The sequence below is a fragment of the Moorena sp. SIO1G6 genome (assembly GCF_010672795.1).
GTDB lineage: Bacteria > Cyanobacteriota > Cyanobacteriia > Cyanobacteriales > Coleofasciculaceae > Moorena > Moorena producens.
Genome location: NZ_JAAHFZ010000019.1, coordinates 56,378 through 68,535, shown reverse-complemented (window position 1 = coordinate 68,535; position 12,158 = coordinate 56,378). Strand labels below are relative to the sequence as shown.

Here is a 12,158-nt window from a genome sequence, read left to right as displayed (position 1 = left end):
TTTTAAATTTAAACTATCGTAAACAATATGAATACTGAGGACATTCAGTCACAATATTCTCTTGGGGAAAGAGATTTTAGTGGAGCTGACTTAAGTCAAGTCAACCTCAGCCAGGTAAATCTGGAACGGGTAGTTTTATGGCGAGCCGACCTGAGTCAAGCAATTCTTACTGGCACTAATCTCAGTAGCGCTGATCTCTGGGGAGCTAATTTGAGGGAAGCCGACTTAAGTCAAGCTGTTCTATGTGGTGCTAATCTGGGTCAGGCAGACTTGAGCGAAGCTATTCTACACTTAACTAACCTCCATACTACACTATACAATTTTTCCACTCAGTTTCCGCCAAATTTCGACCCTACCAAGGCAGGAGCTTATTTAATTGCCCCTGAGGCTTTACTAACAGAAGCTAAATTGAGTGGGGTAGATCTCAGTGATACCAATTTAAGCGGTGCGAATTTGACTAGAGCTGACCTGTGGAAAACTAACCTCAAAGGCGCTGATCTCAAACAAGCTAATCTAACCCGTGCTTGCTTGATTGGGGCTGACTTACAGGATGTTGACCTAACAGGAGCTAATTTGAGCCGCTCCAATCTGATGGGGGCAAACCTGAAGGGTGCTAAGCTTCTAAATGCAACCCTGAGCGGTATACTCTACGACGAAACCACTCAGTTTCCTGAAGATTTTGACCCAGTGAAGGCAGGAGCACATTTAATTGCTCCTGGTGTATCTCTACCAATGGCTAACCTGAGTCAGTCAAACCTCAGTGGCGTGGACTTAAGCGAAGCAGACTTATCCCAAGTTGACCTGAGTCAGGGTCACTTTTTTGGTATATCTTTGCTTAGAGCTAATTTAAGGAAAGCCAATTTAAGAGGAGTTCAATTCTGGGAAGCGGATCTACGAGAAGCCGATCTACAGGAAGCGGATTTGCGGGGAGCGGACTTATGGTTGAGCCTAATTAGTGGCGCGGATTTCAGGGGAGCAGATTTAAGGAGAGTTAACTTGTTTGGAGTAGATCTGTCGGCCACTAATCTCGAAGGGGTTAACCTCAAAGGAGCAATTTATAACCAACAGACTCAATTTCCTGAAGATTTTGACCCCACAGCCCATGGCGCATATCTCATTGCTCCGGATGTGTCTCTGTTTGGGCTAAATCTTCAGAGGGCTGACCTCAGAGGAGCTGACTTGAGTAGGGCAGATTTGAGCAAAGTCAGCCTGTTCGGGGCAGATCTTTTCTCGGTTAATCTCGAAGGAGTCAATTTGCTCGGAGCGCTCTACGATGAAGCCACTCGATTTCCGGAAGGGTTTGACCCCAGCCAACACGGAGCCTACTTAATTGCCCCCGGTGTATCATTTTCAGATCAAGAGTTAAGTGGGACTGATCTCGGGGGAGCTAACTTGAGTAAGGTAAATTTGCTTGGTGCAGATCTGCGCTGTGCTAATCTCGAAGATGCTAAATTTGAGCGATCGCTCTATAACCAAACTACTCAATTTCCGGAAGGGTTTGACCCTAGTAAGTTGGGAGCATATTGCATTGTGCCTGTTGCTTCCCTGTCAGGGAAAGATTTGAGTGGAGTCAACTTAGGAGGAGTTGACCTTAGTCAAGCTGACCTAAGTGGGGCTAATCTCAGTCAAGCTGACCTTTGGGGGGCAAACCTGAGTCAGGCAAACTTAGCAGGGGCTAATTTGACAGGTGCTGACCTGTTAGGGGCAAATTTAATTGGTGCTGACTTAACCAAGGCCACTCTAAGTGGTGCTAATCTCCATGGGGCACAACTTAAGGATGCTAAACTAGCTGGGGTAGACCTGAGTGATGTTGACTTGAGCAATACCTTTATCAGTGGGGCAATTATGCCTGATGGTACGCTTCACCGCTGAGCTGTTAGAAGGCAAAAGGCAAGCCTTCAGCTATCAGCTATCAGCTATCAGCTTATGCGCTACGCGCACGCTACGCGAACAGCTTATGGGGAAAGTCTCAGCGTCGTTCGCACAGCGTGGCCATTCGCGTAGCGTGGCCGAAAGGCCAAGGCCAAAGCCTGTGCCACAAAGCATCTCAAGTAGCGTGGCCAAGGGCTTTTCCCCAGACTTTAAATTCTGATTAATCTCGAACTATTAGGTGCGACCCGTGGCGAATTTAATTCTTAATGGGTCAAGCCCACCTTTAAATTATCATGTTTGCCCACGCTACGGAAGGTTTATTTTGAGCTGTTCGCGAAGCGTGAGCTAAAAGCTCACGGCTGACAGCTGACGGCTGAATGCTACGTAGTTTAGATGGGAAAACTCTGAACAAAGGTTGTCTGAAAGTCAGCGTTATAGGTGGCTTGGTGGAGATTGATCAGTACAACTATGTTCTGTCTATTGGGGGATAAACGAACTTCTCTGATGGAATATTTCCTGATAGCTTCACGGTAATTGTTCAGTTTACCTAGGGTCAGTTGGCGATAATTGTAATTCATGACTAGCTGCATTGAAGCCCGGTCTATATCAGACATTCCTCCAGATAAAACCGAGGGAATATAAATTTGTTCTAAACGAATCTCTAGTGGGTCTTTTTCTTTATCCACCAAGACCTTAACCGTCTCAGTGCCATTAGGTTCAATGGAACGCTCAATAATTGGCAGTTTTAGTCCTACTTTTAGTTGATTGAGTCCTAAGCTCCGTCTTATTCTTTGGGTTTTCCTTAGTAAGCTATCTTCAGCGTCTTTAGGAGTGAGATTGGAATCCGAGTAGTTATAGTTAGTTTCTAGACAACCCTTCTTGACACAAGCGTTAGTGGCTACATCGATAATTTGGATTTTGGCAGTAGGAACCTTTGTGACATGGTTTCTAGCACTTTCCAGATAAATATAGTTGCGGCTATCTACGGAAAAACCTGACAATCGACGATTGGTTTTGACAATAAGTGCTAATCCCTCCTCCCCAAGCAATAGTAGGAAGAAGCTAGCAATCAACAAACTTGAATATAAATAAAAGCGTTTCATCCGATCACCCATACCCTTTCGACTTCCCTAATCCTTTAATTGGTATTTTCCATACCAGTGAGGATGTTTCTCTGGAGTATAGCGTTTCCTAGTCTAATCAGGTAGATGTCTAGTCAGGTAAGCTGTTACCAAATCAAATAACTTTAAAATCAGAGATAGTCTCAATCCACACCCTTGCTCCACATTTGAGGGGATCATCGGGGCGATACATCACTCGACAGGGCCCATTGACTTCCACGGTATGACCATAAGTGTTTTGAGAGCCTCGTTTGACGGTAATCACAGGGTTGCGCTCTCCCGTCGTGAGATTTTTCCGAATTACCCTTTGATTAACATGAATCACAGCCTTAGTGTACTCTCTGCGCTTTGACCAGTTCCGCTTTGGACCGCGAGTGCCAGGAGTAACTACTGGCATGCCATCAAACAGAGGAATCACCCAAGTTCTACCCACTTTATAGGCTCCTTTCACTCTGCCTTTGCTCAGAAGGTAACGGACGCGAGTGGCGGAAACACCTAGTAAATCGGCGGCTTGTGCGGTAGAAATCATCATGGGTGGTTAACCATTGCGTTAACGATACTGTTAATATAACAGAATTTTGGAGAAGATGCAAGGAATAGGATTTTAGGTATTAATTACTAGGTCTAGGTGCAGGGAGCAGGGAGCAGGGAGCAGGGAAAAAATTCTGTATAGTGCGTTCGCTTTTAGCGTGGCCTACGGCCAATCGCGTAGCGGCTCTTTTGGAGCATCCCGTAGCGTGACCTATGATCAATCGCATTCGAGGCAAAGCGCCTCCGTTGCGGCTTTCCAAAAAACTATTGCATTGACGCATCAATAATGACTGTGGGTGGCCACATCAAAGTTAATTATTAGCTACAGTAAATGCGTTCGCGTAGGGTGACCTATAGTCAATCCCATTATCAGTCAAAGCGCCTAGTTCTGGGTTTCCAAAAAACTATTGCATTGGCGCACCGATAAATCCATAGGGGAGATAGTTTTTTGATAAAATAATAATATCATGTCCGGATAATTAGTGATAAAAAACCTTCTGGGATTACACCTTACTCTTTTACTTCTGCCTTCGATTTCCGCCTAGTGTAAGTATTCAACCGGACATGATATTAAAACTAATTAAGTCCGATTTATTCTTAGCCTTTGATTTTGCCGCTGCCATAGGAATCCACATATAACTAGCCCAATCACAAGAATTGCAGAGACAATGCGAAAACTTACTTGTTCTCCAAACACTAAAGCCTCAACTGGCGCTGTTGTCACTGAAAATGGGGTGTCTACTTGGAGTTGGCTAGCAGATAAACGGGAAAACAGAATGCCAATCAGCGTTATACCCATAACCTGACCTAAGGCTCGTGAAAAGAACCAGAGTCCAGAGGCAACACTGAGATATTGTGGAGGTACGCTGCCCATAATGGCACTTTGGTTAGGGGGTTGGAACAAACCGTAACCGATTCCAAAGGGAATTATCCGCAATAAATAGCCCTTAACAGTCAACTCTTCGCTAAAGGTGCCGATCGCCAAACAGCCAATTAATAATAATGTCATTCCGATCGTACTAATGCTTCTTTCGCCAAAGCGATCTGCTAGGGAGCCTGCTACAGGGGCTACACATATTCCTAATATAGGGATGACTGCTATTAATAAGCCAACCTTTTGCTCTGAATAATGGTTAACTAGTTCTAGAAAAAAAGGCAAAATAAAAACGACTGCATTGACAAAAGTATAGCAAAATACGCTTAAAATTAGACTTAAACTTAATTCCAGGGTTCGGAATAAACTAAGGTTAAGCAAGGGTTGAGCAGATTTTTTCTGAGACAACAAAAAACTCACGAAACCAATTACCGCGACCGCCAGGAAAATCAAAGTTATATTACCACCTAAATCCCCTTCTTGTAAGCGCGTCATCCCGAGTAAAAAGCAGGTTAACGTTATCGCCAAAATCAAAGCTCCCCCAAAATCAAAATACTTTTGACCTGAATGACTGGTCCCCCCTGGAGCTAATACAATCACCAAGACCATAGCAATTAAAGAAATGGGCACGTTAATCAAGAAAGCTGAACGCCATCCCCAATGCTCTATGAGTAAACCGCCTAGCGTCGGTCCCAATGACACACCAGCCCAACCCGTACTAGCAACGATCCCCAAAGCGAATCCTCGCTTTTCATTGGGGAACACCTCAGTCACCATCGCAGGGGTTAGTACTGCAATAAACACAGCCCCAAGCCCCTGAAATATCCGTGCTGCAATCAATAAGTATATTGTGGTAGCGGTTCCACATACCAATGAACTTATGGCAAATGCTGTGAGTCCGATTATATAGAGCAATTTCTTGCGCCACATATCCCCTAATCGAGCCACACAAAGTACCAGGACTGCCAGCATTAGGGAATAACTTAGGGGAACCCACTCAACCGTAGCAAAATCGCTATGGAAATCTTCTACCAGTGTTGGCAAAGCCAAATTTACAATATGAACATCTAGGGAGAACAGAAATGTTCCTAAACTCACAGCCAATAAGACCCACCATTCTTTAGAGATAGCTGTTTCACTGGCTTCTTTACTTTTCATCTGCTCTCACAAATAGTTATTTTGGCTCTTTGGTACTTACTATAGCAATCCTAAATGATTTATACAACAAAAGCTTATTCAATTCTTTACTAATTAGGTGGGTTTAATTATCCGTAAAATAGCGATTGATAGTCACAATGGTGAAAACATCTTGACTACAGTTTTCCAGCTTCATTCTGAAATTCTGAGTTTTAACGTTTATTTATACCCACCTAATTATCCAGGAATTTTAGCGCTTATCCTCCAGAAGAGTTGTACAAATAATTTAGGCTCAGTCTACACCAACAGCCATTGGACCATACCATTGACTATACCATTTACGAAGCTCTTTACTCGTGGCACCAAAAGGAGGTTTCTCTTTGTGCTCCAGAATATGAGCAACCATTGCAGAGCTACGTGCACAGAGGAATAGTCCTGTTCCATAGGGTGGCATCATCCCCAAAGACAACAATATAGGAGCGGTAATACCATCAATATTTGGATAAATTGCCAGTTTCTCTTTAAAAAACTGAGCTGTAATATCATAAAGTTCAATAAAATCTGATTGCAGCTCGATCTCCGCTATAATTGAACGTAGACGATGGCTTCTTGGATCTACCTTAAATACCGGGTGCCCAAAACCGGGGATCTTTTCCTTTTTGGCAAGCCGCTCTTCCAGTAGCTTAATCACTATTGCTTCTCGATCTTCTGAACCGTATTGATGGATGATAGTTTGATGGAGAGCAGTGAAGAACTCCATTGATTTTTCGCAGGCTCCCACGTGGGCAGGTCCTGCAGCTGTAAAACCGGCAGCGAGCGCTTGGGAGATGGGAACTCTGGTAGTGATGGCAACCCGGGGCAACACAACTGTCGGAGCAATAAAACCCCAGCCAGCATGAAAGCTAACCATCACATCGTTGAAGATTTTTCTTTCAGTTGAGTTGCTAAAATTACTGTTAGTACAGAGCGTAAATAAAGCTTCGATATAGTCTTTATCTCCCGAAGTAAATTGAAGACTTTTACCATCACTATTTTTCCGGTCAAAACTTTTTCCCTGAATACACTGGATACTTTCGATCGCAATAGCCATTAAGGCAGGAATTAGGCCGACATAATAGAGTCCAATTTGACTTTCTCGATCCAGTCCTATTGCATTCAGGTCAAACCCAGCGATAATCTGTTCAAAGGACTTGGTTTTTTCAACCATCAACCCGGCAATAATGGCCTGAGAAAACGTTGCACCTGAGGCGACTACAGTCCGAATCACTTCTAGGACTGGATCATCCTCTGTTAAAGAAGACAGGGCACTTACAAGGTAGCGATCGAGAAGTTTTTCTTGGGATGGAGTCGCCTCTTGGCCGGTAAGTAAGTGATAGATAGTCCCTGAAAATGAAAAATTACCAATCAAGTCGTTCAGGTTTCTATTACGAACATACAGTTGCTCTGGATTGAACCTGGGTCCGTCAATATCTGTACCAATATATCGATATCCCATGTTATATTAGTATCTCCTAAGGTATAACTAAGCTTAGATTTATCTCTCAATTCAGCTCTACAACCCAGTGTCGAGGTAAAACTTGAAGCCCAGATTCACTTGGCTTGATTGCTTATAAGTGTTCACTACATACTTGACTCACTTACTAGTCAAATTAGTACCACTATCCTCACCCAAGACCAACATCTGGTTCAAGCTAGACATTCTTCCATATCCTCAATACTTCCCCAGCTTCATGGGGAAAGCATTTTTCTTCATAAATCTTAAAATAGGTTGGTGGCGATCGCCTATTTCCTTTATTTTTACTTTATAAATGCTCTGTTTGAGCAAATATATAGTTTTTAACCTCCCCAGCTTCAATCTACATCTTCTTACTCTAGAATGATTTGCCCTGCACAATGTAGGGGATGATCCGGGGGATACATTACTCTAGATGGTCTATTGACTTCCTTTGTATGACCATAAGTGTTTTGAGAGCCTCGTTTTACGATAATCAACAGCGTTGCACTCCCCTTGAGATTGTTGCAAATTACCTTCTGATTAACCTGGATAACAGTAGTGGTAATCTCTACCCTTTGAGCAGTTCCAAAAAACTATTGCATTGGCGCACCGATAAGTCAAATGGGTGGCGACATCTGTGGCTAATCGTATTAATGACTAATTACAGTAAATGCGATCGCGTAGCGGCTCTTTTGGAGCATCGCTTTTAGCGTGGCCTACGGCCAATCGCGTAGCGGCTCTTTTGGAGCATCCCGTAGCTTGACCTATGGTCAATGCCATGATCAGCGCCTCGGTTCCAAGTTTCCAAAAAACTATTGCATTGGCGCACCGATAAGCCAAATGGGTAGCGCTATAGCAAATTTCAGGCAAATACTTGATATTTGGCTAAAATTACCATAATATCATAAATAGGTTGATACAGCAAGCCCACCGAGACGAGCCGTAACCAACCGGGAGCGAGATGCCAGACCCATAGCTTTGCCCGGCAAGGTCTGCCACTGGCTCTTGCAATCAAGAAGGCCACTTATTTGAACTTCCCCATCCGTCGCAGGAATAGGGATTCCCAGGCACAACCTAATTGGCTGTTATCGACCTGGGCGTAACTTTCCCCCGCACGGTCGGTAGCTGGTAGGGTCAATACCCAGTTTTTTTTTGAGACCCTTATTTTTTATATTAACACTATTTAAAATTCATCCCCGACCTAAGAGGACGGGGTATTCTTTTCCCTTTAAAACTCTCTCCTTCGAGAATAATGAAAAATTATCCAAAGAAGGATCCACAGACACACAACCCAAGTTGTGCCAAAGCCCAGGTCGATGGATATCAGCAAGCTCTTAGGGATTTTGGCATCACTGAATTACTCGCGAAGCTCAGCCATTGCAGTGAAACTGGCTTCCATACCAGGCTACCGATCCAGCCTATTGAAGCTGATGCTATTGCTGCAGTGCTAATTCAGCAACTCACTACCAGTCTCAACCCTAGCTGGCTAGCTCCCTATCTCCATGGCTTTCAACATCACCAAGGAGTAACAGATATAGCCTGGGAAAACCATTTGCTTTCTTTAGCGCTGGAGGTGGCATCATGAACAAACCTGATGCTTCCTTAACTCAGGCCAAGCAAGAGCTAATTAAACAATACAGCTCCTGTCAACTCGGGATGACACCAAAGGAATTCTACAGCAAATGGCCCGTGACTCACTCAATGATGGCCATGATTTGCTCCCGTTCGGTAGCGACAGTGGGGCGCTGGTTTAGCCGGGGTCGTAATTATCTGCGGCCTCAACCATCGGATTTGCGTCATCTGGCTCTGATGGATTTTTTGTTGGAGCACTTTGAGGAGATTCCCGTTCGCGTAGCGTGGCCTTTGGCCTTAGAACTGCGGAACATGCTCTGTCCCCCAAATCACGATCAGTGCTGACAGCTTGACCGCTGATAGCTGAATGCTTACAAGAAAACTTGTCAATTGTTAATGGTTTTTAGATTAACAATTGACAAGTAACAAGTTAGATCGAGAGAGTTGGTAATTTGTATTCCAAGAGATAATCTATTCCTAGAAAAATCACCTTCCAAATCCGCGCTTACCTCGACGTGAGCGCATTTCTTGACGAATTTGTTGGCGCTGTTCCTCGGTGAGAATACCCCTCATATCTTCTCGTGCTGACTTGTGAATCTCGCGCATTTGGTCTCGCTGCTCTTGAGAGAGATTCATACCCTCCCTTGCTTCTCGGAGTTGACGGCGCAGTGTTTTTATAGTTTGGAACCGCCGTTGTTGCTCGGGAGTGAGAATATCCTCAATTTTAGCTTCAGTATTGTTACGGATGTTTTCAAACTGCTCTTTTTGCTGGTTAGTAAGGTTAAGTTTGGATAAAAATGGAGGCATTCCTTCGGCGTTAACTGCCATGGGAAAAGTAGTGAGGGTAATTGCTGCGATACCTGCAAATAGAGAAAAGCGTTTGATGTTCATGATGTTCACTCTTTAGCTATTTATAAGTATGTATTTTGTGATCTGATTTCTGTTTGATGTCTCTATCCTAAAAACGGAGAGGGTGAAACCACATGAGGCAAAAGACCTGAATTCCTCTAGGACTTTAGTCCTGGGCTAGATATGACCAATGGGTCTTGCGTTACCTTCGACACATGGATTAAGGTTGTTGGTTGTTTGTTATTGGTTGTTTACAAGAATCGTGAATGCGCCATCCTATTCACATTACTAACCACCCAATTCGATTTCTGCTCTACCTGGAGTGGATACTGCTGATCATTACCGCTTTGGTGGAATTACTAAAACTTCCTTTTCCCCCGCTACCTAGGTCGCCACTACTCAATCTTGTTTTCCTGGGAGTATTTGGGTTAATGGGATTGAGATTACCAACAAATCAGCCTATTTATAAGATACTTTACACCGCCGCCGAAATTGGGGTAATTCTCTTAGCGTCCATAGTGGGACACATTCGGCTGTTGCAACTGATGTTAATTATATTAGTTGTTCGCAACTGTTTTATCTTTGAGTTCCAAGGTCGCTTAGTGATGACTGGATTTGCGCTGATATTATTCCTAATGAGGCAAATGGTTCGATTTCAGCATCATGCTCTGAGGCATCGTCCTCCCTTTAGACCACCTCCTGTGTTCAGACCACCACCGACAGGGTTGATTCCGGAGCGATTACTATTTATCTTATTGAGTTCTGTCTTGATATTTGTATTGGTTTTAATCGTTTTGCAGCTATTAGTGGATGCTGTACTATCAGAACGAAAAAGTCGGGAAGACCTGGCACAGGCTAATGCTCAACTGCGTCAATATGCCCTCCGGATTGAAGATATTGCTACGCTGCAAGAACGTAACCGTATTGCTCGGGAAATTCATGACTCCTTAGGACATTCTTTAACTGTATTCAATTTACACTTGGAAGCAGCTTTAAGACTATTACAATCTGACCCGGCTGAAGCCAAAGAATTTATATTAGAAGCGAAACAACTGGGTAAAACTGCTCTGAAGGATGTACGTCAATCCGTTGCTTCCTTGCGTTTAAATCCTTTACAAGAGCAATCTCTAGAAAATGCGATCGCATCCCTAATCGACGACTTCCAAAAGTCCACAGCCATCTCACCCACATACCATCTTAACCTAAAGCGTTCAATCCCTGGCGACATCAAAATCGCAGTTTACCGTATTGTCCAAGAAGGGTTGACAAATATCTTTAAATATGCTAAACCTACTGAAGTAGACATCCAAATTCAGACAGCAACAGATTTACAATTAATTATTAAAGACAACGGCATTGGATTTTCCCTCAACCAGAACACAACCGGTTTTGGTTTACAAGGAATGCGAGAACGCACCCAAGCCTTAGGAGGAACCTTTAAAATTGAGACAGCACCAGGAGCTGGCTGCAAAATTATCGCTCATTTTCCCTTACCAAAGGTTTAATTTATATAGCAATCAGCAATCAGCAATCAGCAATCAGCAATCAGCGGTCAGCAATCAGCAATCAGCAATCAGTTATCAGCAATCAGTTATCAGCAATCAGCGGTCAGCAATCAGCGGTCAGCTATCAGCTATCAGTTTATGCTTACATGAGCTTTTACCCAGACTTTCAATTTTCATTAATCTCGAACTATTAAATTATCCCATTTGAGGTTGATTTTCAGCTGACAGTTGATAACTTTATTAATGATGATTCGTATTTTACTCGTAGATGACCAGAGTCTAATTCGGCGTGGATTAAAAGCCTTGCTGAAGTTAGAAGAAGACTTACAGGTAGTCGGTGAAGCCGAGAATGGACAAACTGCAATTAGTTTGGTAAAAACTTTACAGCCAGATGTTATACTAATGGATATTCGGATGCCTGTCATGGATGGCGTCGCTGCCACTCGGGAAATTTGTCAGCAATTCCCAGATACAAAGGTATTAGTACTAACTACCTTTGATGATGACCAGTACGTTACCCAAGCCATACAGTGCGGAGCAGCCGGATATTTGCTGAAGGATACCCCTCCAGAAGAATTAGCCCAGTCAATTCGAGCGGTGCAAAAAGGTTATACTCAGTTAGGCCCTGGTATAGGCAGAAAAGTCGCTGCTCAAATGCGAGACCCAACTCCGAGTCCACCTCCGGGTTGGGATGAACTAACTCCCAGAGAGCAGGAAATTTTACGACTAATTGCTACCGGTGCTAGCAACCGAGAGATTGCTCAGACGTTGTATATTTCTGAAAAGACCGTGAAAAACCACGTTACTCATATTTTGAGTCGGTTGAATGTACGCGATCGCACTCAAGCAGCAATTTTAGCAAACTCCATGTTTGTAAATTTTAATGATAACTGATTATTGAGCTAGCATTTGTAAGCTGTCAGCCGTCAGCTGTCAGCTGTCAGCTTTATGAATTCCTGACAGCAGACGTAACAGAGATTAAAGCAATCCTTGCCTCTTTTATTCAAAAGCTGTTCCCACCTATAGCAATCTTAAATCATTTGTAAAATCACTGGACTTGTTAAAAAATAGCTCTTTTTCCCTTATGATCTGACTTCTGCCTTCTGCCTCCTGCCTTAAAGCAGCAAATTTATTTCACGAATCAGATAGGACTGCTATAAAGTAGCACTTATAAATAGCTCATAAACAATATTGCTGATTTC

14 protein-coding genes are annotated in these 12,158 nt (G+C 43.4%); 6 read left to right on the top strand and 8 right to left on the bottom strand.

All coding sequences use genetic code 11. The annotated features are described in order from the left end of the window. Positions 1-27 precede the first annotated feature (27 nt). Together F6K63_RS19205 and F6K63_RS19200 are read left to right on the top strand one after the other, a co-directional pair. Positions 28-1,872, top strand: coding sequence for a pentapeptide repeat-containing protein (locus tag F6K63_RS19205; protein WP_008182955.1), 1,845 nt, complete (start codon positions 28-30; stop codon positions 1,870-1,872). Next, entirely contained in the window at positions 1,853-2,092 is a 240-nt protein-coding gene (locus F6K63_RS19200) for a hypothetical protein (protein ID WP_287249356.1), read from the top strand. The genes F6K63_RS19205 and F6K63_RS19200 overlap by 20 nt, the downstream gene beginning before the upstream one ends. A 169-nt stretch (positions 2,093-2,261) precedes the next feature. On the opposite strand, the gene F6K63_RS19195 is transcribed toward F6K63_RS19200, so the two are convergent. The 7 genes from F6K63_RS19195 to F6K63_RS19165 form a co-directional block, all read right to left on the bottom strand. Continuing rightward, a complete protein-coding gene (locus tag F6K63_RS19195; RefSeq protein WP_044492821.1) occupies positions 2,262-2,975 on the bottom strand; it encodes a DUF2259 domain-containing protein in 714 nt (237 codons plus the stop codon). A gap of 133 nt (positions 2,976-3,108) precedes the next feature. Next, positions 3,109-3,525 carry a helix-turn-helix domain-containing protein gene (locus F6K63_RS19190; RefSeq protein WP_008182959.1) on the bottom strand — a complete coding sequence of 139 codons (417 nt, stop codon included), beginning with the start codon at positions 3,523-3,525 and terminating at the stop codon, positions 3,109-3,111. A 79-nt stretch (positions 3,526-3,604) separates the two neighbouring features. Next, complete coding sequence (locus tag F6K63_RS19185) at positions 3,605-3,751, bottom strand: hypothetical protein (protein WP_161603151.1); 147 nt, start codon at positions 3,749-3,751, stop codon at positions 3,605-3,607. Between the two features lie 353 nt (positions 3,752-4,104). Then, positions 4,105-5,556: an MFS transporter gene (locus F6K63_RS19180; RefSeq protein ID WP_287266784.1), complete on the bottom strand. Its 1,452-nt coding sequence runs from the start codon at positions 5,554-5,556 to the stop codon at positions 4,105-4,107. 271 nt (positions 5,557-5,827) lie between these two features. Then, positions 5,828-7,030: a citrate/2-methylcitrate synthase gene (locus F6K63_RS19175; RefSeq protein WP_287266786.1), complete on the bottom strand. Its 1,203-nt coding sequence runs from the start codon at positions 7,028-7,030 to the stop codon at positions 5,828-5,830. A gap of 657 nt (positions 7,031-7,687) precedes the next feature. Then, positions 7,688-7,810 (bottom strand): hypothetical protein, encoded by a 123-nt coding sequence (locus F6K63_RS19170; protein ID WP_267875502.1) that lies wholly within the window; start codon positions 7,808-7,810, stop codon positions 7,688-7,690. An 82-nt stretch (positions 7,811-7,892) separates the two neighbouring features. Next, positions 7,893-8,054 (bottom strand): hypothetical protein, encoded by a 162-nt coding sequence (locus F6K63_RS19165; RefSeq protein WP_154659758.1) that lies wholly within the window; start codon positions 8,052-8,054, stop codon positions 7,893-7,895. A 228-nt stretch (positions 8,055-8,282) separates the two neighbouring features. On the opposite strand from F6K63_RS19165, the gene F6K63_RS19160 reads away from it, so the two are divergent. Continuing rightward, positions 8,283-8,615: a hypothetical protein gene (locus tag F6K63_RS19160; RefSeq protein WP_008182974.1), complete on the top strand. Its 333-nt coding sequence runs from the start codon at positions 8,283-8,285 to the stop codon at positions 8,613-8,615. Continuing rightward, positions 8,612-8,947, top strand: coding sequence for a hypothetical protein (locus tag F6K63_RS19155; RefSeq protein WP_008182976.1), 336 nt, complete (start codon positions 8,612-8,614; stop codon positions 8,945-8,947). The genes F6K63_RS19160 and F6K63_RS19155 overlap by 4 nt, the downstream gene beginning before the upstream one ends. Positions 8,948-9,088: 141 nt before the next feature. On the opposite strand, the gene F6K63_RS19150 is transcribed toward F6K63_RS19155, so the two are convergent. After that, positions 9,089-9,493, bottom strand: a complete 405-nt coding sequence (locus tag F6K63_RS19150) for a Spy/CpxP family protein refolding chaperone (protein WP_008182978.1) — start codon at positions 9,491-9,493, stop codon at positions 9,089-9,091. A 224-nt stretch (positions 9,494-9,717) separates the two neighbouring features. Between F6K63_RS19150 and F6K63_RS19145 the strand changes: the two genes are divergently transcribed. Both F6K63_RS19145 and F6K63_RS19140 read left to right on the top strand, forming a co-directional pair. Beyond that, complete coding sequence (locus F6K63_RS19145; RefSeq protein ID WP_008182981.1) at positions 9,718-10,956, top strand: sensor histidine kinase; 1,239 nt, start codon at positions 9,718-9,720, stop codon at positions 10,954-10,956. Between the two features lie 246 nt (positions 10,957-11,202). After that, positions 11,203-11,850: a response regulator gene (locus F6K63_RS19140; protein WP_044492827.1), complete on the top strand. Its 648-nt coding sequence runs from the start codon at positions 11,203-11,205 to the stop codon at positions 11,848-11,850. The last annotated feature ends 308 nt before the right edge of the window (positions 11,851-12,158 follow it).

Coding starts and splice junctions, on each gene's coding strand:
- F6K63_RS19205 (WP_008182955.1), top strand. CDS start 28: ATGAATACTGAGGACATTCAGTCACAATATTCTCTTGGGGAAAGAGAT.
- F6K63_RS19200 (WP_287249356.1), top strand. CDS start 1,853: ATGGTACGCTTCACCGCTGAGCTGTTAGAAGGCAAAAGGCAAGCCTTC.
- F6K63_RS19195 (WP_044492821.1), bottom strand. CDS start 2,975: ATGAAACGCTTTTATTTATATTCAAGTTTGTTGATTGCTAGCTTCTTC.
- F6K63_RS19190 (WP_008182959.1), bottom strand. CDS start 3,525: ATGATGATTTCTACCGCACAAGCCGCCGATTTACTAGGTGTTTCCGCC.
- F6K63_RS19185 (WP_161603151.1), bottom strand. CDS start 3,751: ATGCGATTGATCATAGGTCACGCTACGGGATGCTCCAAAAGAGCCGCT.
- F6K63_RS19180 (WP_287266784.1), bottom strand. CDS start 5,556: ATGAAAAGTAAAGAAGCCAGTGAAACAGCTATCTCTAAAGAATGGTGG.
- F6K63_RS19175 (WP_287266786.1), bottom strand. CDS start 7,030: ATGGGATATCGATATATTGGTACAGATATTGACGGACCCAGGTTCAAT.
- F6K63_RS19170 (WP_267875502.1), bottom strand. CDS start 7,810: ATGGCATTGACCATAGGTCAAGCTACGGGATGCTCCAAAAGAGCCGCT.
- F6K63_RS19160 (WP_008182974.1), top strand. CDS start 8,283: ATGAAAAATTATCCAAAGAAGGATCCACAGACACACAACCCAAGTTGT.
- F6K63_RS19155 (WP_008182976.1), top strand. CDS start 8,612: ATGAACAAACCTGATGCTTCCTTAACTCAGGCCAAGCAAGAGCTAATT.
- F6K63_RS19150 (WP_008182978.1), bottom strand. CDS start 9,493: ATGAACATCAAACGCTTTTCTCTATTTGCAGGTATCGCAGCAATTACC.
- F6K63_RS19145 (WP_008182981.1), top strand. CDS start 9,718: ATGCGCCATCCTATTCACATTACTAACCACCCAATTCGATTTCTGCTC.
- F6K63_RS19140 (WP_044492827.1), top strand. CDS start 11,203: ATGATTCGTATTTTACTCGTAGATGACCAGAGTCTAATTCGGCGTGGA.